Source organism: Streptomyces hebeiensis, from assembly GCF_052983195.1.
This window is the reverse complement of the sequence record NZ_CM129812.1, coordinates 1,617,934-1,639,839: the sequence shown is the minus strand read 5'-3', so window position 1 is coordinate 1,639,839 and position 21,906 is coordinate 1,617,934. Positions and strand designations below refer to the sequence as shown.

Below are 21,906 nucleotides of genomic sequence, written 5' to 3'. Positions count from 1 at the left end.
GTCAGTGGGGCCAGCGCGGCGGGTTCGTGGTGAACGCGCCGCCCAGATGCGCGTGTTCCGGGTTCCCGGGGTCCAGCTCGCCCTGCTCCGCGACGAGCTTCGCCGCGTAGACCTCGGAGTCGTCCCGTGGTTCGTAGCCCAGCGCCCGCGCGCTCGACAGGTCCCACCACAGCCGGGTGTTGGCGGAGGAGCCGTACACCACGGTGTGGCCGACGTTCTCGGCGGTCAGCGCGGCGTGGAAGAGCCGGGCGCCGTCCTCGGGGCTCATCCAGACGGAGAGCATGCGGACCGTGGTCGGCTCCGGGAAGCACGAGCCGATCCGTACGGACACGGTCTCCAGACCGTGCAGGTCCCAGTAGAGCTGGGCCAGGTCCTCTCCGAAGCATTTGGAGAGCCCGTAGTAGGTGTCCGGGCGGCGTGGCGTGTCGACGGGGATCAGCGGATCGTCGCCCTGGGGGCGGGGGGTGAAGCCCACCGCGTGGTTGCTGGAGGCGAAGACGGTACGCCGTACGCCCTCTTCGCGCGCCGCCTCGTACAGGTTGTACGTGCCCTCGATGTTGGCGCGCAGAATCTTGTCGAAGGAGGCTTCGAGTGAGATGCCCGCGAGGTGGATGATCGCGTCCACGCCCCGGACGGCTTCGCGCAGGGCCGCCTTGTCCGCGAGATCGGCGGTGATGGCGTCCGGTTCGCCGTCGACCGGCGCGACGTCGAACAGCCGCAGTTCGTAACCGTACGCGGGCAGCAGGTCCCGCATCAGGGTGCCGACACCGCCGGCGGCGCCGGTGAGCAGGACGGTACGGGGTGCGGGCATGGGCGGGGTCCCCTCGACTCGGGCGGTGTGGCGGTGCTGATCGGCGGTGTCGCGGTGTCGCGGTGTCGCGGTGCCGACCGGGCCGGCTGCGGCGCGGGTCGGCTCGTGTCCTCGTCCTTCATGTCCTGGGGCAGGCGCATGTGCGTGGACATGATTCACAAGCGCGGACACGCTAAGGACTGCGGCGATGGAGCGTCAAGAGGTGCGCGGTGTTGACGGTGAACCAGTGCTCCCTTAGCGTGACGTTGTTCAGAAATACAGACGCCGATCATAGCTGTGCACGACCTCGTGGCTGTGCACGCGTCGCGGCCGCGCACGAGCGCCGGGTGCCGGCCGCTCACTGCCCGGTACCAGGCCAAGGGAGCACCCCCGTGACCTCAGCCCCGCTCGTCACCCGCCTCAGTGGTGCGGCCGGTCCGCTGTTCTTCCCCGTCACCGCGTACGGCCCTGACGGCGGCCTCGACCTGGACGCCTTCCGCGCGCACGTCCGCCAAGGCGTGGACGCGGGCGCCGCCGCGGTCTTCGCCTGCTGCGGTACGGGCGAGTTCCACGCCCTGACCCAGGAGGAGTTCGGCGCCTGTGTGGCCGCCGCCGTGGAGGAGACCGCGGGTCGGGTGCCCGTCGTGGCGGGCGCGGGTTACGGCACGGCCCTGGCGGTCCAGTACGCGCGGATCGCCGAGGAGGCCGGCGCCGACGGGCTCCTCGCCCTCCCGCCCTATCTCGTTCGCGCGGGGCAGGAGGGACTGTCACGCCACTACGCCGCGCTGGCCGCCGCCACCACCCTCGACGTGATCGTCTACCAGCGCGACAACGTGGTCTTCACCCCCGAGACCGTGGTCGAACTCGCCCGGGTGGAGAACATCGTGGGGCTCAAGGACGGGTGCGGTGACCTGGAACTGATCCAGCGCATCGTCAGCGCCGTGCGCACCGAACTGCCCGGCCGCGACTTCCTCTTCTTCAACGGTCTTCCCACCGCCGAACTCACCGGCCTCGCCTACCGGGGCATCGGCATCACGCTCTACTCCTCCGCCGTCTTCTGCTTCGCGCCGGAGATCGCCGGTGCTTTCCACCGGGCCCTGACCACCGGCGACGACGCGACCGTCGACCGCCTGCTGGACGGTTTCTACCGTCCCCTGGTCGAACTGCGCGCCAAGGGACACGGATACGCCGTCTCGCTCGTCAAGGCCGGTGTCCGGCTGCGCGGGCTCGACGTGGGGGAGGTACGGACGCCCCTGACCGAGCCTGCCGCCGCGCACCTGGAGGAGCTCGTCGGCATCATCGAGCGCGGCCGGGCCCTGGTGGCCGGCCGCGCGACGGGAAGCGGCGCGGACGGGAACCGCGCGGAGGAGAACCGCGCGACGGAAAGGCAGGAGAGCGCGTGAGGACATCCGTCTTCCTCTACCCCTGGGACATCATCGGTGACCCCGGCGCCGCCGCCCGGATCGTGGACCTCGGCGTCCGGCAGGTCACCCTCGCCGCCGCCTACCACTCCACCCGGGCGCTGACCCCGCGCCATCCGCGCCACCGCGTCGTCACCGCCGAACACGCGGCCGTTCTGTACCCGCCGGACGCCGGCCGCTGGGCGGGACGCGAGCCGCGCCCCTACCCGGCGGGCGACTGGGCGCCTGGAGACGCCTACGGCGAGGCGGCGGCCGAGCTCGCGGCCGCGGGTCTCGACGTACACAGCTGGGTGATCCTGGCGCACAGTTCCCGGCTCGGCGCCGAGCACCCCGAGACCTCCGTCGTCAACGCGTACGGCGACCGCTACCCCTGGGCCCCCTGCATCGCGCGCCCCGCCGTCGCCGCCTACCTGGTGGAGTTGGCGGCCGAGGCCGCCGTACGGCCCGGGGCGCGCGGCACCGAGCTGGAATCCTGCGGCTGGTACGGCTTCGCCCACCTGCACGCTCATGACAAGACCGCCGGGGTCGCCCTCGGGGACGCGGCGCAGTACCTGATGTCGCTGTGCTTCTGTTCCGCCTGCCGGGAGGGATACGCGGGCCTCGGCGCCGACCCGGACGAACTGGCCGCCTCCGTGACGCGGGGGCTGGAGCCCGTATGGCGGGCCGGCGGCTCCTCGGCAAGCGGCTGGGGCGCCGTCGAGAAGCTGCTGGGCGCGGACCGGGCGGCGCTGACCCTCGACTGGCGCTCCCAGGTCGCGCGCGCCTTCCAGGAGTCGGCGGTCGCGGCGGTGCGGGCGGCCGCGGGGCCCGGCTTCCAGGTGCTGCTGCACGCCGACCCGGCGCCGTACCGCACCGGAGCCAACGCGGGCGTCGACCCGGCGCACATCCTCGGGGTGGCGGACGGCGTCGTACTGCCGTGCACCGGCGGCGCGGCGGACACGGTCCTGCCGCCGTTCGCCGATCGCCGCACGGATTCCTCCGTCCTGGCCGCCAACTTCAACGTCGTCGGCGGCATGGGCGGCGCTCCCTCGTCCCTCGCCCGTGACGCGGCGCGGGCGAGGGAACTGGGCGCGACGGAGCTGCGCCTGTACCACGCCGGGCTGGCCTCGGACGGGGACCTGGCGGCGGTCGCGGCGCAGCTGGCGGGAGCGGTCACCGGCTGACACGGCGGAGTGGGCACGGGCCCGGTGAGACCACGACGAGCGCACGAGTGTCAGCGCGAAAACTCCGGCCGCCGGCGCGAACGTCGCCGCGTCGAGCAACGGAGCCACGGGGAGGACAAGGACCCTCGCGCGCATGAGTGGTGCTGAGCGGTCAGGGTGATCGAAGAGTCTGCTCACGGGCGATCAGCAGATGAATTAGCGCTGAGGTAGTAGTCCCGTGGTTGAGTTGGGTCCTGCGCCGGGATGAGCCGTTCGGCTGTGGGATGAAGCAGAAATTCGATCCGGCGGGGGAAGATGCCTTTCCTGCCCGGCTGTTAGGTTCGAGGCGTCGATTGCGACGGATGACAGAGGGTCGACGAACCTGAGCACGGGGGAAACGCATGTCCATTGACCAGGCACTCCTGCCTGCCGATTTACTCGACGTGACCGGTTGCGAAGCGAAGAATGAATCCTCGGGAAGCGAGGCGCGCGCCGACGGTCTTATCTCGTTCATCCGGCAGTACGCCGATGAAAGGGTCAACTCGTCGCTGATGGACGACCGGCGCTGTGTGACTCCGGGAGCGATCCTGGATCTGGGAAAGGCCGGTCTGTTCGGGCTCCAGATCGAGCGGAAGTACGGCGGTCAGGAACTCACCCACGCCGACACCTATCGCGTGCTCTCGCAGGCCGCCGTCATGGACACCAACCTGGCGTTGATAGTGGGAGTGCACAACGCGATCGGTGTGACCCCGGTTCGTTCCTTCGCCGACCAGCGGGTGAAGGCCGATGTCCTGCCCCAGTTGGCACGGGGGACGAGCCTGGCCACGCTCGCGGCCAGCGAGCCCGACGTCGGATCGAACGTGCAGGGGATTTCCACCACCGCGACATCGGTGCCCGGCGGCTATGTGGTGAACGGCGCCAAATGCTGGATCAGCCTCGGATCCTGGGCCGGCCATGTGAATCTCCTGACGAAGACGACCGATGAGAACGGCCGGGCCAAAGGCCTCTCCGCCTTTCTCGTGGAAGGCCGCAGCACCGGATTCGTGCCCGGCGCGGAGGCCGTGACGCTCGGCATGCGGGGCTTTCCGCAGAACAGGATCGACATCAAGGACCTCCGGCTCCCGGCGGACGCGCTGCTGGGGGAGGAGGGACAGGGGATGGCGGTCGCGCAGAGCGCGTTCTACGGAGGGCGCGGCATGCTGGGCGGCGCCTGCGTCGGCGTGATGAAGCGCTGCCTGCAACTCTCCGCCCGATTCGCTGCGCGCCGGAGCGTGGCCACGGGCAAGCTCCTCGACAACGGGCGCGCGCAGCAGATTCTCAGCGAGTGCCTGGCGGCCACCCGCGCCGTGGAGATCCTGGTCGGACAGGTTGCCGAGGAACTGGACGCGGGGCGCGAGGTGCCGGCGGAACTCTTCTCCGCCTGCAAGATCCTCTCGACCGAGCTGGCCTTCCGGGTCGCCGACTGGTCCGTCCAACTCCTCGGCGCCCGTGGCTACCTGGACACGAACGTCGTGGGGAAGCTCTTCCGGGACATCCGGTTGCTGCGGATTTTCGAAGGTGCCACCGAGACTCTCACCGTCTACATGGGATCCGTGATCGCCAAGGATCCGCGGCAACTGGCCGAGCTGATCGGCGACCGGTACGGGGCTCGATCGACCCTTGACCTGCTCGGCACTACGTATGTCGACCTCATGGCCGGGCTGCCGGCCTCGGACAAGGTGACGCGGACCGCGCGCCGCAACAGGCACATCCTGGCGAACATCACGGGCGAGCTGGCCTGCTGGGGGATGCTGGCCGCCATGACGGAGCACACGGCCCGGTCCACCGGTACGGAGCTCGACCAGTACACCGCCTTCTGGACCGAACGGCAGCTGGCCGACCGGGTGCACAGGGCCCGGGACGGCAAGCGGCAGTACGGGGTGTTCGACGCGGCCTTCCTCTCCGAGCAGATCGCCGCCTATGAGACGGCCATCGGAGATGTCCAGCAGAGTCTGGCCGGCGAGGACCGGGAGCTCGACGGACTCCTGACCCGGCGCTGAGTCACCGGCTGGGCGTACGGGCACGACTTACCGGCGCTGATGTGATCCGGCGCCGGTTCACCGGAGCACGACCGTCGTCCTGGCGACACGCTTGCCAGGACGACGCGGTGTGCTTGTCACTGGAAAGGGACCGCTAGATGTTCGCACGACTGGGCGAGTTGGTCGTCCGCATGCGCTGGCTGGTGATCGCCCTGGCCATCGGGGTCGTTGCCTTCGGCGCGGTCTGGGGGACGCGGGCCGTCGACTCGCTGAGTGACGGCGGCTTCTACCCCACAAACGGCCCGAGTGCCCAGGCCGATCACCGAATCGAGCAGGAGTTCGGCCGCCAGAGCGCCGATGTGGTGGTGCTCTACGCGGCGGCCGGCCGAGGCACCGTGGCCGACCCGGAGTTCACCCGGCGGGTGTCCCACACACTGACCGAGCTGGCGGACCGGCCCGAAGTCGCCGAGGTGCGTTCCTACTTCACGACCAAGGCGCCCGCCTTCGTGTCGGAGGACGGGCAGTCCACCTTCGCCACCATCAGCCTGACCGGCACCGACGAGAAGACGCGTACCGATCAGTACGAGAAGGTCAAACGGGCTCTCCCGGTTCCGGACACGACCACGCTCGTCGGCGGCCGGGAGGCGGCACTCGCCGAATTCAACGAGAAGACCGAAGAGGGCCTGCTCACCGCCGAGATCATCGCGACCCCGGTCCTCACGATCCTCATGCTGATCATCTTCGGAGGCGTGGTCGCCGCCTGCATGCCGCTGGTGATCGGTGTTCTGGCGGTCCTCGGTGGTTTTGTGATCACCAGGCTGCTGACGTACGCACTCGATGTGTCCGTGTTCGCCATCAATGTGATCACGATCATCGGGCTCGGTCTCGCGATCGACTATTCGCTGTTCATCATCAGCAGGTTCCGCGAGGAGATGAGGGCGGGTGCGGACGAGCGGACCGCGATCGTCCGCACCATGTCCACCGCCGGGCGGACCGTCCTGGTGTCCGGCTCGACGGTGCTGCTGGCCCTGAGCGGCCTGTTGATCATTCCACTGCCCTTCCTGCACGGCATCGCCCTGGGCGGCGGCGCGGCGATCGGCGTCGCGGTCGTCAGCGCGCTGGTCGTCCTGCCGGCCGTACTGGCCGTCCTCGGCAAGCGCGTCGACGCCCTGCGGATGCCCGGCCGCCTCGGCGCGCGGCGCACCGCGCCGGACGGTGACGAACACGGCGTCTGGGGCCGTGTCGGATCCGCCGTGATGCGCAGGCCGGTCGCGTATCTGGTCGGTGTGCTGGCCGTGCTGACCGTGGCCGCGGCACCGTTCCTGCACGCCACGTTCGAGACCGTGGACGAGCGGGTGCTTCCGGTGGGAACGGAGAGCCGGGTCGTCTCCGAGCGGCTGAAGGAGGAGTTCCCCGGAGGCTCCGACGGGACGCTGCTGCTGATGGTGGACGGCGGCGGCCGGGACGCGGCGCGAGCCGTCGGCACCACGGTCCAGGACATGGACCATGTGGTGTCGGTGACGCCGGTCGTGGCCCACGCGGACGCGACGCTGCTCCAGGTCAGGTCCTCGGACGGAGAACAGGGCCCCGGCACCCGGGAACTGGCCGAGGACCTGACCGGACTGGCCGCGCCGGACGGCGTCACCCTCCATGTCTCAGGTCTGGCGGCCCAGGTCAACGATCAGATGGAGGTCATCGCCGACGGGCTGCCCTGGCTCGCGCTGGTCGTGGTCGGGGTGACCCTGGTGATGCTGTTCTTCGCGTTCGGGTCGGTGCTGATGCCGATCAAGGCCGTGCTGATGAATCTGGTGTCGATCGGGGCCGCGTTCGGGGCCGTCGTGTGGAGCTTTCAGGACGGCCATCTGGCGGGAATCCTGGGATTCACCGAACGGCCGGTGGAGGCCAGCAACCTCGTCCTGATCCTTGTGCTGCTCTTCGGACTGGCCACCGACTACGAGGTGTTCCTGCTCTCCCGGGTTCGCGAGGAGTGGGACGAGAGCGGGGACAACACCAGGTCGGTGGTGGTCGGGCTGCAGCGCACGGGAGGAATCATCACCTCGGCGGCGCTCCTGCTGATTGTCGTGGTGGCGGCCTTCACCACCGGGGGAGTGAGCTTCCTGAAGCTCATCGGTATCGGTATGACTGTCGCGATCTTCGTGGACGCCACGCTGGTGCGGATGGTGTTGGTGCCGGCCACCATGAAGATCCTCGGAGGGGCCAACTGGTGGGCGCCGGGTCCGCTCCGCCGGTTCTACGCGAAGTACGGCATCAGGGAGAACGATGCCCCGGCCGCACGGGTGGGCGAGCAGCGGACGGGCACGGCCGACGTGACGCACGGATCCGTGGTGTGAGCGGGTGGGTGCTGCTCGGGCGCCCTCGCCCGGAGCACAGACCGGAGAGGGCGGGCAGGGACTTTCACGCAGGAGTTCGGGAGCTCAGGAGTACGAGAGTTACGACAGCTCAGGAGCAATCGAGAACCCGTCCGTCAGGATCCGGTGGTGGCGTGGAGGACCAGGGGCATGGCGACAAGTGCGAAGACCGTGACGTCGAGCACGACCGCCGACGCCGGCTCACGGGACCTCAGCCGTGCGGCGACCGCCCCGGTCATCAGCGCGGCGAGACCGAGGGAAGCGGCCAGGCCGAGGGCCGGAGCCGCGATACCCAGCAACAGCCCGGCACCGCCCGCGGCTTCGAGGCAACCGATCACCGGCCACAACCGGGGCGAGACGCCGAGGCGCTCGCGGACCCGCAACGACTGGCGGACCCTCAGCACCTTGACCCCACCCGTCACGACGAACAGGAGACCAAGGACTGACGAGAGCACGATCAGCGCGGTCCGCATCGGCATCCTCCAGGTGCTCCGGGTGTCGGCCCCGGGCATCGTATGCCGTGGTACATCCCGCCCTCGGTGAAACTCGCGGGCTTCCCGGTGCGACGGCGACCGCCGTACCGCGTACGCGCGCGGTACGGCGGTCGCCGTCAGCGCCGTCCCATCGACTCGGTGGCCGGGACTGCCGGGACCGTCGAGACTGCCGGGACCGTTGGCACCACCGCCGGTGCCGGTGGGACCGCTCGGACCCGCTTGGCTTCCGAGAAGCGGTGTGCGTAGACGACGAGTTGTGTCCTGTCCCGCAGGTCAAGACTGCGGAGCATGGCGGACACATGAGTCTTGACCGTCGACGGGCTCAGGCACAGGGACTGGGCGATCTCGCTGTTCGACAGTCCACGGGCCACCAGTGCCAGTACGTCCCGCTGCCGGGTGGTGAGGCCGAGTTCTCCGCTCTCCTTCTCACCGAACGGGTTCGTCCGCTCCGGGGAGAAGCGTTCCAACAGGATCCGCGCCGTCGCGTGGGGCAGGACGATCCCGCCGTCCGCCACGGTCGTGATCGCGTGCACCAGCCGGCGGGTCGGGTAACTCTTGAGGATCACGCCCCGGGCGCCGGCCTTCAGCGCCTCCAGGTGCGCCGCTTCCGTCGCCGACATGGACATCGCCGCCACATGCGGAGCGCGGCTCCCGTTCCGTGCGCTCAGTCCGCCGATGATCTCCTGGATACCCGGGGCCGGGAGATTGTCGATACAGACGAGGGCCACGTTCGCGGTGGAGCGGGCTGTCGCCTCCATAAAGCTCTCCACGGTGGAGAAGCGGCCCGATACATGAATGGTCGCTTCTTCCTGAAGGATGGAAGACAGTCCCGTCAGGCTGAGATGATTGGGGTCGTACATGATCGTTCTGATTTTCGCTGCGGCCGGGCGCAGTAAATCTTCCTTCGGCAAGATCCCCGTTCCTTTGTTCGTCGGCATCCCCGCGTGCCTGCCTCGCGTCGGGCCTGTGTGTGCGGGGCGTAGGCGCGAGACGTGGACTTCCGCATTGTAATCAGCGGGGACGTCCGCTGTGCGTCGACCCGGTCACGTCTGTGGATAACGCGACGGGTGTCCCTCGACGCGGTAAAAGAAGCGAGAGAAGGGGATCGCTGTGTTAATGCGGCCGATGGTGGCACCCATCGATCACGCATTGCTTATCAGAGGAGAAAAGAGAAGGGATTATGTTGGTTAATGGCGCTTCATTGACCGAATTCGACCGGGTTGGGGGGCGTCGGCGGGTGAAGCGTGTCGCCTCCGCGCCAGTCCCGGCACGGCCCTCACGGCAGTCCCCACGAGCGTCCTCGGCAGTCCTCACCGAGCGTCCTCACGCCAGTGCCGCCGCCATCATCTGCCGTGCGATCGGTGCCGCCAGGCCATTGCCGCTGACCTCCGACCTCGCGGCGTCCGAGTCCTCGACCATGACCGCGACGGCCACCTCCCTGCCCGTGGCGGAGTCCTTCGCGTACGAGGTGAACCAGGCGTACGGCGTGCCGCTGTTGTCCACGCCGTGCTGCGCGGTGCCCGTCTTGCCTCCCACCTCGGCCCCGTCGATCCGGGCGTTCGAGCCCGTACCGTCCGTCACGACCGTGACCATGGCGCTCCGCAACTGCTCGGCCGTGGTGGCGGAGACGATCCGCCTGGTGTCCCCGTCCGGGTGGGCCTCCAGGGTGTCGCCCTTCGCGTTCACCACCTTGGAGACCATGTGCGGCGCGGCGAGCAGACCGTCATGGGCCAGCGCGGCGGAGACCATGGCCATCTGGAGCGGTGTCGCGGTCACGTCGAACTGGCCGATGCCCGACAGCGCCGTCTGCGCGTCGTCCATGCCCGACGGGTACACGCTCGGCGACGCCCGCACCGGCATGTCCTGTTCGGTGTCGTCGAAGCCGAACTTCTCCGCCATGGCCCGCACCTTGTCCTGCCCGAGCCGAACGGCCATCTTCGCGAAGACGGTGTTGCAGGAGTAGCGCAGGGCGGTGCGGATCGAGGCGTTCTCGCAGGGGGCCGAGGCGTTCTCGTTGCCCAGGGGCCGCGACGTGCCGGGCAGGGTGTACGGGTCCGGGCTGTCGGTCGCCTCGTCCACCGAGCCGTACAGCCCGTCCTCCAGCGCCGCCGCGGCGACGACCAGTTTGAAGGTCGAACCCGGCGGGAGCGGCTGCCGCAGCGCCCGGTTGGTCATCGGTTTGCCCGCCGCCCCGGTCAGCTGCCGCCAGGCGGCGCCGTCCGTCGTCCCGCTGATGCGCGAGGGGTCGTACGACGGGGTGCTGACCACCCCGAGGACCCGGCCGGTCGACGGGTCGAGCGCCACGGCCGCGCCCTTCTTGCCGCCCAGCGCACGGTATCCGGCCTTCTGCACGGCGGGGTCGATCGTCGTCAGGACATCGCCGGGTTCGGCCTTCTCGCCGGTGAGCGCGGAGAGCGGGTTCTTCAGCCGGGGGTCCGTGCCGTCGAGTACATCCGCGTAGATGCCTTCCAGCTGTGTGGAGCCGTACGCCTGCGAGCTGTACCCCGTGACGGGCGCGTACAGGCCGCCGTCCGTGTAGGTGCGCGCGTACGCGAGGTCACCGCCATGCGTCTTCCGGGAACCCGTGACCGGTGAACCGGCCACGATGATGTCGCCCAGCGGCTGCGCGTACCGCGCCATGACCTTCCGCCGGTTGTCCGGGTTGTCCGCGAGCGCCTTGGCCTCGTACGTCTGTACCCAGCTCGCCCGGAGCAGCAGGGCGAGCACCAGGAGCAGACATATGACGGCTGTGTGTCTGATCGTCTTGTTCATCCCGGTGAGAGGACGGACGGGACGAAAGCGTCGTTCCCCTCGAACGGCTTCTTAAGGAACTCTTCATCCCGGCGGGAGGAAGCCCCGCCCCGTACGTCGTCGGCCGGAGCCGTCAGAGCCGGCGCGTCGCGAGCGTCAGGCGGTCACGCGCGTCGAACAGCGCGTCCTTGATCATCTGTTCGTGGCCCGGGGTGAGCCGCGCCACCGGCACCGAGCAGCTGATCGCGTCCCGCGCCGGCGTCCGGTAGGAAATCGCGACGCCGAAGCAGCGCAGCCCCAGCGTGTTCTCCTCGCGGTCCACGGCGATGCCCTGTTCACGGATCGAACGCAGCTCCTCGATCAGCTTCTCCCGGTCGGTGAGGGTGTGCTCCGTCAGCGCGGGCAGGGTCTCCGGGAGCATCTTGCGCACCTGCTCGTCGCTGTACGTCGCGAGCAGCGCCTTGCCGAGCGACGTGGAGTGCGCGGGCAGCCGCCGGCCGACCCGCGTGAACGGCCGCAGGTAGTGCTGTGACTGGCGGGTGGCGAGGTAGACGATGTTCGTGCCGTCGAGGCGGGCGAGGTGGATGGTCTCGCTGGTGTCGTCGGCGAGCCGGTCCAGCGTGGGACGGGCGACGGCGACGACCTCGTCACCGTCGATGTACGAGGTGCCGACGAGGAGGGCGCGGACACCGATGCCGTACCGCGTGCCCGTGGCGTCCGTCTCCACCCAGCCCAGCTCGACCAGCGTGCGCAGCAGCATGTACAGGCTGGACTTGGGGTAACCGACCGCCTCCTGGACCGCGGCCAACGAGTGCATGCCGGGTCGCCCCGCGAAGTACTCGAGCAGTTCAACCGTCCGTACCGCGGACTTGACCTGCGCCCCACCGGTTTCCGCAGCCGACATCGCCCTCGCCTCTTCTCGCCCACTTGACCACTCTTGACCACACAGAACGCGCGGAAATAGAGTCCCTACAGATTCACTATCGAGAATCTTGTTCAGAATACCGAACGCCTCCGGAGGGCGGCACCGGATCGCGACGCTCCGGTTCCACGCCCCGGCCCGGGGGCTCGGTGGGTACGCCCGTACGTCGGGCGTGCGTACGTCAGGCCGTATGCCGGGAAGGAAGCCGCGGTGGCAGCTGTACCAGTCTGGAGTGTCGACCCCCGCACGGGGAAGCAGCGCGAGCAGGTGGCGGCCGAGGCGACGGCCGCCGACATCGACCGCGCGGTGCGCGCCGCGCACGCCGCTCGCGCGGCGCTCGCCGACCGTTCCGCCCGCGCCGCCCTGCTCCGTACGGCGGCCGATGTGCTCGACGCGTCGGGCGACGAGGTCATCGCGGCCGCGGACGCGGAGACCGCCCTCGGCGCCGCCCGCCTCACCGGCGAGCTCGCCCGTACGACAGCCCAGCTCAGGGCCTTCGCCGAGGTCGTCGACGAGGGCGCCTTCCTCGACATCCACATCGACCACGCCGATGCCGGCCGCACCCCGCCCTGGCCCGACCTGCGCCGGATGAAGCTGCCGCTCGGGGTGGTCGCCGTCTACGCGGCGAGCAACTTCCCGCTCGCCTTCTCCGTCCCCGGCGGCGACACCGCCAGCGCCTTCGCGGCCGGCTGCCCCGTCGTCGTCAAGGCCCACCCGGACCACCCCGCCACCTCCGAACTGTGCGCCTCCCTGCTGCGCCGGGCCGCCGTCGAGGCCGGCCTGCCGGCGGACGTGGTGAACGTGGTGCACGGCTTCGAGGCGGGCGTCGAACTGGTCAAGCACCCGCTGGTGGCAGCGGCCGGCTTCACCGGTTCCGTACGCGGCGGACGGGCACTCTACGACGCGGCGGCCGCTCGGCCCACCCCCATTCCCTTCCACGGCGAGCTGGGCTCCCTCAACCCGGTCGTGATCACCGAGGCCGCCGCCGCCGAGCGCGCCGAGCAGATCGGCGCCGGGCTGGCGGGCTCGATGTCCATGGGAGTCGGCCAGTTCTGCACCAAGCCCGGCTTCGTCCTGGCCCCGACCGGTGAGGCGGGCGACGCGCTGGTCAAGTCCCTGACGGCGACGCTCAGCGAGACCGGCCCGGGCGTCATGCTCGACCACCGGATGCGCGACGCCTTCGCCGCGGGGGTACGGGAACGGGCCGAGCTGCCCGGGGTCGAGGCCCCCGTCACCCCGGGCGCGGACGGCGAGCACACCGTCAACGCGGGCTTCCTGACCCTGCCGGCCGAACTGCTCACCCAGGAGGGCCCGCACGACCTGCTGCTGGAGGAGTGCTTCGGACCGGTGGCCGTCGTGGCCCGCTACTCCTCGGCCGAGGAGATCAGCGCCGTGCTCTCGCGCCTGCCGGGCAACCTGACGGCCACGCTCCACCTCGCCGACGCGGAGACGGACGGCGGCGACGCCGACGCCGCCTCCGGCGCGGCCGGCCTGCTCGCCGAGGTCACCCCGCTCGCGGGCCGGGTCCTGGTCAACGGCTGGCCGACCGGCGTCGCCGTCGCACCCGCCCAGCACCACGGCGGGCCGTACCCGGCGACGACGTCCACCTCCACCTCGGTCGGCGCCACGGCGATCGAGCGCTGGCTGCGCCCGGTCTCGTACCAGTCCACGCCGGAGGCCCTGCTCCCGCCGGAACTGCGCGACGACAACCCTCTGGGCCTGCCGCGCCGGGTCGACGGCCGCCGGGAGAACTGACGCCGCGGCCCCGACGCCGACGGACGGACCTGGCGGCCCCGGTCCTCGCGGCCCCGGCCCCGGTCCTCGCGGCCCCGGCCCCGGCCCCGGTCCTCACGGTCCCGGATTCCTCACGCCCCCGGCCCTGACCGACGCGGGCCGTCGACGGGCCGCCGCCGAACCGCCTGCCCCCTCCGGTCGTACGGCCCGGAGGGGGCAGTGCGTCGTACGCGTGGCGGGCCGCCCTCGTCCGCCCCGCCTCGATCGGCCTCCCGGACACGGTCCCGCCCGATCCGTCCTCGACCGCCTCACGGACCGTGTCTCCGGTCGGCCGCGTGCACCTCGGCCGGCACCCCTGGGGAAGGGGGCGCCGTCCCGGGCGGGGGCTTAATGTCGTGCCGAGGGTGTTTCGTGTCGATCGGGGCGTATCGCGCACCGGCCGGCCCGACGACGAGCGACCAGCGGCATACCCATGAAGGACCCGCGGAGGATCCGGGAGGCACGCCATGGAGTACGAGATGCGGGCGGAGTACGCGGGTGACGCCTCGCCCCGTGAGGCGGGCGCGCGGTTCGAGTGCTGGCACATGACACGTGACCACGAGACCACGGCCATGTGCGGCATCGATCTGGACGAGGCGGCCGCCACCCAGACCCCCGACGCCTGGGGCACCCCCGAAGGGCAGCCCTTCTGCCACACGTGCGGCGCGCTCTACCTCCGCCAGGTGATCTGAGGGCGGCCCCGAGGACTCCATGGGCACAGGCCGTGCGGGGCCGGGGAATGCGTGTGACACCGGGTGCGTTCCCGTACCGGCGGAGGGCGCCTCCGTACCGCACGGCTCCGTCCACCGGACGACACACCGTGCGCGGAAGCGCCGTATCCGTCCGGCAGACCGACAGCCCGTGACCGTGACTCTGGAGAAGAACCGACCATGCGCGTGGAGATCTGGGCCGATGTGGCCTGTCCCTGGTGCTACATAGGCAAGGCCCGCTTCGAGAAGGGCCTGGCGGACTTCGCGCACCGCGACGAGGTCGAGGTCGTGCACCGTTCGTTCGAGCTGGACCCCGGGCGGGCCAAGGGGGACACCGTGCGGGTGGCGGACATGCTCGCCGCCAGGTACGGGCGGACGTCCGAGGAGGTCCGCGCCATGGAGGAGCAGGTCGCCGCCCACGCGCGCGCCGAGGGGCTCGGCTACCGGTCGGAGGGGCGCGACCACGGCAGCACCTTCGACGTCCACCGGGTGCTCCACCTCGCCAGGGCCCGCGGCCGCCACGCCGAGCTGCTCGACCTCGCCTACCGGGCGAACTTCGCGGAGGAGCGCTCCCTCTTCGACGAGGAGACGCTGGTGGTGCTCGCGGTCGAGGCCGGTCTGGACGAGCAGGAGGTACGGAGCGTGCTCGCGGATCCGGAGGCCTACGCGGACGAGGTGCGGGCCGACGAACGCGAGGCCTCCGAACTGGGCGCGAACGGGGTACCGTTCTTCGTCCTCGACCGGAAGTACGGGGTCTCCGGCGGGCAGCCCGCCGAGGTGTTCACCCAGGCGCTGGAACGGGCGTGGCGGGACCGTGCGGCCGATGCGGCGGCGCACTCATAAGGATCGCTTGGACCCGCCCTTCGGAGAGTGGCGATTGACGTATGGGTGCGGCGGTTCCAGGGTTGACCCATGGACTCCCTGGGAGGCGCCGAGTTCGCGCCTGACATGACGTATCTGAACACGTCTTCCTGCGGCCTGCTGCCCCGCAGGTCCGTCACCGCCGTACAGGCGCTGGCCGAGGCGAACGCCACCGGGCGGCGCGGGGTGGACGAGGAGAGCTTCGCGACCGTGGGGCGGGCCCGAGCCTCCTTCGCCCGGCTGGTCTCGGTCCCCGCCGAACGGGTCGCCGTGGGCGGTTCGGTCGCCGTGCACGTCGGGCTGATCGCCGGCTCGCTGCCCGCCGGAGCCGAAGTCCTCGTGCCCGAAGGGGACTTCGCCTCCCTCGTCAATCCGTTCGCCGTCCGGGGCGATCTCAAGCTGCGGTTCGCGCCGCTGGAGGAACTGGCCGAGGCGGTACGGCCGGGCACGGACCTGGTCGCCTTCTCCGTGGTGCAGTCCGCGGACGGCAGGGTCGCCGACGACGAGGCGATCCGGGCCGCGGCGGCGGCACACGGAGCCCGGACGCTGGTGGACGCCACCCAGGCGGCGGGCTGGCTGCCGCTGGACGCCGGGGCGTTCGACTACACCGTGACCGGTGCGTACAAGTACCTGCTCTGCACGCGCGGCACCTCCTTCCTCACCGTCACCGAGGAGGCGCAGGAGTCGCTGGTGCCGGCGCACGCGGGCTGGATCACCGGCGAGGAGCTGTGGGCGAACACCTACGGGCCCGTCGAGCGGCTCGCCTCCACCGCGCGCCGCTACGACGAACCGATGTCCTTCCTCTCGTACGAGGCGGCCGAGCGGTCCCTCGCGCTGATCGAGGAGATCGGCGTCGACGCGATCCGCGACCACGGCACCGCTCTCGCCGCCCGCTTCCGCGACGGGCTGCTGGCCCTCGGCCTCGACGCGGTGCCCGGGACCACGCCGATCGTGTCCGTCCTGGGGGTGGCCGACCGGCACGAGGACCTCCGGCGGGCGAAGGTGGCGGTCTCGGTACGGGCCGGGTACGTACGGGCCTCGTTCCACCTGTACAACTCGACCGCCGACGTGGACCGCGCGCTGGACGTGCTCGCGGACTGAACCGCCCGGCCCGGGCCTTCGGGGTCCGGGCCGGCCACGCGTACGGCGCGGGGCCGGCCGTCCGATCCGACCGGCCCCGCGTCCGTGTGTGCCGCCCCGCTCACATCCCGCTCAGCGGATCGGCCGGCTCAGCGCACCGGGGTGAAGTCCCGGGCGCCGATGAAGTCCGGTCGTGGCGTGGGCGCCGCGAACGGCTCGACGGCCGTGTTCTCCACGCTGTTGAACACGATGAAGACGTTGCTGCGCGGGTACGGCGTGATGTTGTCGCCCGAGCCGTGCATGCAGTTGCAGTCGAACCAGGTCGCCGAACCCGCCTTGCCCGTGAAGAGCTTGATGCCGGCCTTGTCGGCCATCTCCGCGAGGGCCCTGTTCGACGGCGTGCCCGCGTCCTGCATCTGGAGCGACCGCTTGTAGTTGTCCTTCGGCGTCTCGCCCGCGCAGCCGAGGAACGTCTTGTGCGACCCGGGGATGATCATCAGACCACCGTTGGTGTCGAAGTTCTCGGTCAGCGCGATCGAGACCGACACGGTCCGCATGTTCGGCAGACCGTCCTCGGCGTGCCAGGTCTCGAAGTCCGAGTGCCAGTAGAAGCCCGTGGCGCCGAAGCCCGGCTTGACGTTGATCCGCGACTGGTGGACGTAGACGTCCGAGCCCAGGATCTGGCGGGCCCGGCCCACCACCCGCTCGTCCCGCACCAGGTTCGCGAAGACCTCGCTGATGCGGTGGACCTCGAAGACCGACCGGACGTCCCGGGACTGGGGCTCGATGATCGCGCGCTCGTCGGCCCGTACCGCGGGGTCCGAGACCAGCCGGTCCAGTTCGGTGCGGTACAGCGCCACCTCGTCCGCGCCGATCAGCTGGTCGACGGTGAGGAAGCCGTCCCGCTCGAAGGCGCCGAGATCGACGGGGTCGATGGGGCCCGGAGCGTCGGGCGCGGACCAGACGACCGGGTCCTGGCGCGGGGTGAGAACCTCGGCGGCACCACGGGTCGGGTAAAGGTCGGTACGTGCGGGTGCGGTCGTCATGATCAGCCCTCCTCGGTCAGCAGCGGGTACACGCCGTTCTCGTCATGGTCCTCCCGTCCGGTCACCGGCGGGTTGAAGACACAGACGCATCGGAAGTCGGTCTTCGGGCGGAGCGTGTGGTGCTCGTGCCCGTCGAGCAGATACATCGTGCCGGGCTCGATCCAGTGGGTCTCACCGGTCTCGTCGTTGGTGAGCTCGGCCTCGCCCTCCACGCACAGAACGGCCTCGATGTGGTTGGCGTACCACATCGACGTCTCCGTGCCGGCGTACAGCACGGTCTCGTGAAGGGAGAAGCCGACCTTCTCCTTCGCGAGCACGATGCGCTTGCTCTCCCAGGTGCCCGAGGCCGACTTCACATGGCGGTCGGTGTTCTCGATGTCCTTGAATGATCGGACGATCACGGTGGCTGGCGCCTTTCTCTTCTGTGCGGTCGCTATGCGTGCGCTTTCCTGTGGATGGTCCGGTGTCCGTCCGCGTACGGGGCGCGGGGTACGGGACAGGGGGCAGGAGGCTCGGCCGTCCGTTCTGTCGGGCGGTGCCCCGGCCCCCGTGTCGAGTACCCCGTACCCCGTACGCGCCGGAGTGGTGCCGTTCACCCGCGGATGCCGTCGGGGCTCCGGGGCGGCGGGCGCGATGTTCAGCTCGTGTCACGCGGTGCGTGGTGTCCGCATGGCCGGTGCCGCGGTGCGGCGGTGCGGCTGGAGCGAGCGATCAGGCGGTCAGGCCGTCTCGCGGACCGCGCGGGCCAGCGTGCGCAAGCCCTCGTCCAGCTCGTCGGGGGTCACGGTCAGCGGCGGCAGCAGCTTGACGACCTCGCTCTGCGGGCCGGACGTCTCCAGCAGGAGCCCCAGCTCGAAGGCTCGGGCGCAGACGGCCGTCGCGCGGTTCTTGTCCTCGAACTCCACGCCCCAGACCAGGCCGCGGCCCCGGACGTCGGGCGGCGTACCGGGACTCTCGGCACGGATCGCCGTCAGCGCGCGCTCGACCTGCTCGCCGCGGGCGATGGTCTGCTTCTCCATCTGGCCGTCGGCCCAGTACGTGTTGAGCGCGGCGGTGGCCGTCACGAACGCCGGGTTGTTGCCCCGGAAGGTGCCGTTGTGCTCGCCCGGCTCCCAGACGTCCAGCTCCGGGTTGAACAGGCACAGCGACATCGGCAGGCCGTATCCGCTGATGGACTTCGAGAGCGTGACGATGTCCGGCTGGATGCCCGCCTCCTCGAACGAGAAGAACGCGCCGGTCCGGCCGCAGCCCATCTGGATGTCGTCGACGATCAGCAGCATGTCGCGGCGGTGGCACAGATCGGCCAGCGCGCGCAGCCACTCGGGACTGGCCACGTTGATGCCGCCCTCGCCCTGGATGGTCTCGACGATCACCGCGGCGGGCTTGTTCAGGCCGGAGCCCTGGTCCTCCAGCAGCCGCTCGAACCAGAGGAAGTCCGGGACCTGGCCGTCGAGGTAGTTGTCGAACGGCATGGGCGTGCCGTGCACCAGCGGGATGCCCGCGCCGGCGCGCTTGAAGGCGTTGCCGGTGACGGCCAGCGAGCCCAGCGACATGCCGTGGAACGCGTTGGTGAAGGAGACGATCGACTCGCGGCCCTTGACCTTACGGGCCAGCTTCAGCGCGGCCTCGACCGCGTTGGTGCCCGTGGGGCCGGGGAACATGACCTTGTACGGCAGGTCACGGGGCCGGAGCAGCACGTTCTGGAACGCCTCCAGGAAGGCGCGTTTCGCCGTGGTCGCCATGTCCAGGCCGTGGGTGATGCCGTCCCGCTCGAGATAGTCGAGCAGGGCGCGTTTGAGTACCGGGTTGTTGTGGCCGTAGTTGAGTGAGCCGGCGCCGGCGAAGAAGTCGAGGTACGTATGGCCGTCCTCGTCGGTGAGGCGTGCGCCCTGCGCACGGTCGAACACGGCGGGCCAGCCGCGGCAGTAGCTGCGGACCTCGGACTCCAGGGTCTCGAAGACGCTCAGTGCGGGCGGGGTGATGGTCACGGGTTTCTCCTGCCGATGGGGGTGTGCGAGTGAGGGAGCGGGAGTGTGCTGGGAGGCCGTGTGCGGGGAGCGTTCGGGCCGTCCGGACCGCTCAGCTGCTCGGATCGAGTCGGAAAGAGTCGGAACCGGCCTCGAACAGTTCGGGGTCGAGTCCGAATCGGTCGGGTCGGGGCCCGAACTGGTCGGTACGGGGTGCCACGGGGGCGTCCGTACCGCGACGGGGGCGGTACGGACGAGTCGCGACGGGTCACGACCGGACACGACGACTCAGAATGAGAGCGGGCCGATGCGGTACAGCACTTCCGGCTGGTGCACCCCGTCGGGGAACAGCCCACCGTCGAAGAGGACCTCGCGTTCCAGGACCGCGTCGTGGCGCGCGGCGTAGGCGGTGAAGAGCCGGTCCGAGGCGGTGTTGTCCGGCGTCACGGTCGTTTCGACGGCCGTGACGCCCAGGTCGCGGGCCACCCGGGCGGTCAGCTCGTCGAGGAGCGCTCCAGCGAGGCCGCGGCCGCGCTGGCCGCCGTCGACGGCGACCTGCCAGACGACCAGCGCGTCGGGACGTTCGGGCCGTATGTATCCCGTGACGAAGGCGACCGGCGTGCCGTCGTCGTCACGGGCGACGGCGGACGTGGCCGCGAAGTCACGACACCAGAGCAGGTAGCTGTACGAGGAGTTGAGGTCAAGGACCTCGGAGTCGCGGGCGATGCGCCAGATCGCGGCTCCGTCCTCCACTCGTGGGGCGTCGATCGTGAAGGATCGGGCGAATTCGCTTCGGGCGCCTGCAAGGTCTGCTTGTGCGGCGGTCATGGAGATTGAATTTACCCAGCAAATTGGAAAGATGCATCTCGGTCAGGGGTTGGGAGAAGGAGCGGTATGTGTTATCGCGCGCCCGTGCGCCCATGCGGTACCGGTCAGTAGCGGGAGGACATGTGTGGAAATGTTGGAACAAAACGGTCAGGTTTGTGGGTCCGGTCACATATCCGTAACGCCATCGAGATCTCGGGTAATCGCCGCTGGTGAGCCACCTGAAACCCATGCGTTTAGGGGTGGGGAAAGCGGGCAGAAGAATACGGGAAGCTGCTTGGAATAAAGCAGCTTCCCGTATTCATTAATTCATGTTCTCTTGTTCTCTTTGTTGATTCGCGGGCGCGTCGCGCCGGAGCGGGGCTCAGCCGTCGTGACGCGGCCGGTCCGTGGCCGCGTCCGACAGGCTCTCGCGCCACGCCTCGTCCGCCGCGCGCCGGGCGGCTTCCTGGTCCACCGGCCGACCGGTTCCGCCGAGCGCCTCTTCCAGGGCGGTGCCCAGCGCCCCCAGACAGGCGTGTACGACGTCCGGAGCGGCGGCGGCGCCGTAGTGGTTGACCCGGATCATCTCCGCCGCCAGTGCGCCCCCGCCCGCGACCAGCGGCAGCGACGGATCGGCGGCCAGAGCCTTCGCGACCAGCTCGGTGGCGTCGGTTCCGGCGGGCGTACGGAGCGTGGTGGCCACGGGGGCTGCCTCGGCCGCCTCGTGGACGTACGGCTCCAGGCCGCCGCCCAGCGCCAGAGCGCCCGCGCGCACGGCGGCGGCGGTCGCGGCGTGCCGGGCGGTCACGGCCGCCAGGCCGGCCGCCTCGATGCGGTCCAGGCACGCCTCCAGGGCCAGCATCTCCAGCTGTGCGGGGGCGTGCGGCAGAGCCCGGCGGCCCGTGTCGATCCAGCGCTCCTTCCAGTCGAGGAGGGAGAGGTACGAGCGGCGGGGCGCCCGCGGATTGGCGGCGAACCGCGCCCAGGCGCGCTCGCTCACGGACACCGCCGAGACCCCGGCCGGGCCGCCCATCGCCTTCTGCGCGCCGATCACACACAGGTCCACGCCCCAGGCGTCGGTGTACAGCGGCTCGGCGGCCACGGAGGCGACGGCGTCCACCATGAACAGCGCGCCGTGCGCCCGTACCACCGAGCCGATCTCCGCGACCGGATTGGTGTTCCCGGTCGCGGCCTCGGCGTGCACCAGCGACACGAAGTCGATCTCGGGGTGGGCGCCCAGGGCGCGCTCGATCCGGTCGGCGCTCACGGCGGTGTGGAACGGCACCTCCAGGTCCACGACGGTCGCGCCGCAGTCACGCAGCCAGTTGCCGAAGGTCTGCCCGTACGGTCCCGTGACCACGTTCAGGGCGGTGGAACCGGGCCGCGCGCCACCGCGGATACAGCCCTCCAGCGGCAGCAGGGCCTCGCCCTGCATGATCACGACATCGTTCTCGGTGGCGAGGAGCGAGGCCACCCGGCGTTCGACGGCGGCGAAGCGGTCGGCGGTCAGCGGGGGCAGGTCCAGCAGCGGATGGGGCACGGTGGGGTCTCCTCGGCGAGGTGTGGACGTACGGGGTTCCGGGACGGGACGCCCCGGGCGGGAGTGTCCGGACAACGGGTGCCGGACGGCGGGTGCCCGCGAGCGGGTGCCATGCGCCGACCGCCCCGCCGACGGTGCCCGGCCGGACCGCCCGAACGGGCTGTTCGGTCCCGTGTTCGGACTCTCGTCGAGGGTACCCACGGCCTCGTAGAGTG

Annotated in this window: 18 protein-coding genes; 8 read left to right on the top strand and 10 right to left on the bottom strand. The window is 70.6% G+C overall.

Annotated features, from left to right (window positions below):
• Position 1: 1 nt before the first annotated feature.
• Positions 2-811, bottom strand: a complete 810-nt coding sequence (locus ACU6P3_RS07095; RefSeq protein WP_344273793.1) for an NAD-dependent epimerase/dehydratase family protein — start codon at positions 809-811, stop codon at positions 2-4.
• Positions 812-1,182: 371 nt separating this feature from the next.
• Between ACU6P3_RS07095 and ACU6P3_RS07090 the strand changes: the two genes are divergently transcribed.
• The 4 genes from ACU6P3_RS07090 (at position 1,183) to ACU6P3_RS07075 (ending at position 7,722) form a co-directional block, all read left to right on the top strand.
• Complete coding sequence (locus ACU6P3_RS07090) at positions 1,183-2,193, top strand: 5-dehydro-4-deoxyglucarate dehydratase (RefSeq protein ID WP_447196384.1); 1,011 nt, start codon at positions 1,183-1,185, stop codon at positions 2,191-2,193.
• Positions 2,190-3,374, top strand: coding sequence for a hypothetical protein (locus ACU6P3_RS07085; RefSeq protein WP_447196383.1), 1,185 nt, complete (start codon positions 2,190-2,192; stop codon positions 3,372-3,374). The genes ACU6P3_RS07090 and ACU6P3_RS07085 overlap by 4 nt, the downstream gene beginning before the upstream one ends.
• Before the next feature lie 380 nt (positions 3,375-3,754).
• On the top strand, positions 3,755-5,392 hold the full coding sequence (locus tag ACU6P3_RS07080) for an acyl-CoA dehydrogenase family protein (RefSeq protein WP_447196382.1): 1,638 nt from the start codon (positions 3,755-3,757) through the stop codon (positions 5,390-5,392).
• A gap of 137 nt (positions 5,393-5,529) precedes the next feature.
• Complete coding sequence (locus ACU6P3_RS07075; protein WP_447196381.1) at positions 5,530-7,722, top strand: MMPL family transporter; 2,193 nt, start codon at positions 5,530-5,532, stop codon at positions 7,720-7,722.
• A 134-nt stretch (positions 7,723-7,856) separates the two neighbouring features.
• On the opposite strand, the gene ACU6P3_RS07070 is transcribed toward ACU6P3_RS07075, so the two are convergent.
• The 4 genes from ACU6P3_RS07070 to ACU6P3_RS07055 all read right to left on the bottom strand — a co-directional run bounded on the left by ACU6P3_RS07070 (position 7,857) and on the right by ACU6P3_RS07055 (position 11,889).
• Positions 7,857-8,213, bottom strand: a complete 357-nt coding sequence (locus tag ACU6P3_RS07070; protein ID WP_447196380.1) for a DoxX family protein — start codon at positions 8,211-8,213, stop codon at positions 7,857-7,859.
• A 137-nt stretch (positions 8,214-8,350) separates the two neighbouring features.
• Entirely contained in the window at positions 8,351-9,094 is a 744-nt protein-coding gene (locus ACU6P3_RS07065) for a response regulator transcription factor (protein ID WP_447196379.1), read from the bottom strand.
• A 463-nt stretch (positions 9,095-9,557) separates the two neighbouring features.
• Positions 9,558-11,006 carry a peptidoglycan D,D-transpeptidase FtsI family protein gene (locus ACU6P3_RS07060; protein WP_447196378.1) on the bottom strand — a complete coding sequence of 483 codons (1,449 nt, stop codon included), beginning with the start codon at positions 11,004-11,006 and terminating at the stop codon, positions 9,558-9,560.
• 112 nt (positions 11,007-11,118) lie between these two features.
• Positions 11,119-11,889, bottom strand: a complete 771-nt coding sequence (locus tag ACU6P3_RS07055; protein WP_344273766.1) for an IclR family transcriptional regulator — start codon at positions 11,887-11,889, stop codon at positions 11,119-11,121.
• A gap of 228 nt (positions 11,890-12,117) precedes the next feature.
• On the opposite strand from ACU6P3_RS07055, the gene ACU6P3_RS07050 reads away from it, so the two are divergent.
• From ACU6P3_RS07050 to ACU6P3_RS07035, 4 genes are all read left to right on the top strand, one after another.
• Positions 12,118-13,662, top strand: coding sequence for an aldehyde dehydrogenase (NADP(+)) (locus ACU6P3_RS07050; RefSeq protein ID WP_447196377.1), 1,545 nt, complete (start codon positions 12,118-12,120; stop codon positions 13,660-13,662).
• Between the two features lie 485 nt (positions 13,663-14,147).
• Positions 14,148-14,372, top strand: a complete 225-nt coding sequence (locus ACU6P3_RS07045; protein ID WP_030753243.1) for a hypothetical protein — start codon at positions 14,148-14,150, stop codon at positions 14,370-14,372.
• A 198-nt stretch (positions 14,373-14,570) separates the two neighbouring features.
• The gene (locus ACU6P3_RS07040) at positions 14,571-15,233 is read left to right on the top strand and encodes a DsbA family oxidoreductase (protein ID WP_447196376.1); all 663 of its coding nucleotides are present in this window, start codon (positions 14,571-14,573) and stop codon (positions 15,231-15,233) included.
• A 69-nt stretch (positions 15,234-15,302) separates the two neighbouring features.
• Positions 15,303-16,352, top strand: a complete 1,050-nt coding sequence (locus ACU6P3_RS07035; RefSeq protein ID WP_447196375.1) for an aminotransferase class V-fold PLP-dependent enzyme — start codon at positions 15,303-15,305, stop codon at positions 16,350-16,352.
• A gap of 128 nt (positions 16,353-16,480) precedes the next feature.
• On the opposite strand, the gene thpD is transcribed toward ACU6P3_RS07035, so the two are convergent.
• The 5 genes from thpD to ACU6P3_RS07010 all read right to left on the bottom strand — a co-directional run bounded on the left by thpD (position 16,481) and on the right by ACU6P3_RS07010 (position 21,691).
• Positions 16,481-17,377, bottom strand: coding sequence for an ectoine hydroxylase (gene thpD / locus ACU6P3_RS07030; protein ID WP_447196374.1), 897 nt, complete (start codon positions 17,375-17,377; stop codon positions 16,481-16,483).
• A 2-nt stretch (positions 17,378-17,379) separates the two neighbouring features.
• Positions 17,380-17,778, bottom strand: coding sequence for an ectoine synthase (locus tag ACU6P3_RS07025; RefSeq protein WP_030753252.1), 399 nt, complete (start codon positions 17,776-17,778; stop codon positions 17,380-17,382).
• 318 nt (positions 17,779-18,096) lie between these two features.
• Positions 18,097-19,365, bottom strand: a complete 1,269-nt coding sequence (gene ectB / locus ACU6P3_RS07020) for a diaminobutyrate--2-oxoglutarate transaminase (RefSeq protein ID WP_447196373.1) — start codon at positions 19,363-19,365, stop codon at positions 18,097-18,099.
• 267 nt (positions 19,366-19,632) lie between these two features.
• Positions 19,633-20,172, bottom strand: coding sequence for a diaminobutyrate acetyltransferase (gene ectA, locus ACU6P3_RS07015; RefSeq protein ID WP_078854852.1), 540 nt, complete (start codon positions 20,170-20,172; stop codon positions 19,633-19,635).
• Positions 20,173-20,533: 361 nt separating this feature from the next.
• Positions 20,534-21,691 carry a pyridoxal-phosphate-dependent aminotransferase family protein gene (locus ACU6P3_RS07010; protein WP_447196372.1) on the bottom strand — a complete coding sequence of 386 codons (1,158 nt, stop codon included), beginning with the start codon at positions 21,689-21,691 and terminating at the stop codon, positions 20,534-20,536.
• Positions 21,692-21,906: the final 215 nt, after the last annotated feature.

Bases quoted from the DNA above. Each gene is read 5' to 3' on its own strand.
- ACU6P3_RS07095 (WP_344273793.1), bottom strand. From the start codon at position 811: ATGCCCGCACCCCGTACCGTCCTGCTCACCGGCGCCGCCGGCGGTGTC.
- ACU6P3_RS07080 (WP_447196382.1), top strand. From the start codon at position 3,755: ATGTCCATTGACCAGGCACTCCTGCCTGCCGATTTACTCGACGTGACC.
- ACU6P3_RS07075 (WP_447196381.1), top strand. From the start codon at position 5,530: ATGTTCGCACGACTGGGCGAGTTGGTCGTCCGCATGCGCTGGCTGGTG.
- ACU6P3_RS07070 (WP_447196380.1), bottom strand. From the start codon at position 8,213: ATGCGGACCGCGCTGATCGTGCTCTCGTCAGTCCTTGGTCTCCTGTTC.
- ACU6P3_RS07065 (WP_447196379.1), bottom strand. From the start codon at position 9,094: ATGTACGACCCCAATCATCTCAGCCTGACGGGACTGTCTTCCATCCTT.
- ACU6P3_RS07060 (WP_447196378.1), bottom strand. From the start codon at position 11,006: ATGAACAAGACGATCAGACACACAGCCGTCATATGTCTGCTCCTGGTG.
- ACU6P3_RS07055 (WP_344273766.1), bottom strand. From the start codon at position 11,889: ATGTCGGCTGCGGAAACCGGTGGGGCGCAGGTCAAGTCCGCGGTACGG.
- ACU6P3_RS07045 (WP_030753243.1), top strand. From the start codon at position 14,148: ATGGAGTACGAGATGCGGGCGGAGTACGCGGGTGACGCCTCGCCCCGT.
- ACU6P3_RS07040 (WP_447196376.1), top strand. From the start codon at position 14,571: ATGCGCGTGGAGATCTGGGCCGATGTGGCCTGTCCCTGGTGCTACATA.
- ACU6P3_RS07035 (WP_447196375.1), top strand. From the start codon at position 15,303: ATGGACTCCCTGGGAGGCGCCGAGTTCGCGCCTGACATGACGTATCTG.
- thpD (WP_447196374.1), bottom strand. From the start codon at position 17,377: ATGACGACCGCACCCGCACGTACCGACCTTTACCCGACCCGTGGTGCC.
- ectA (WP_078854852.1), bottom strand. From the start codon at position 20,172: ATGACCGCCGCACAAGCAGACCTTGCAGGCGCCCGAAGCGAATTCGCC.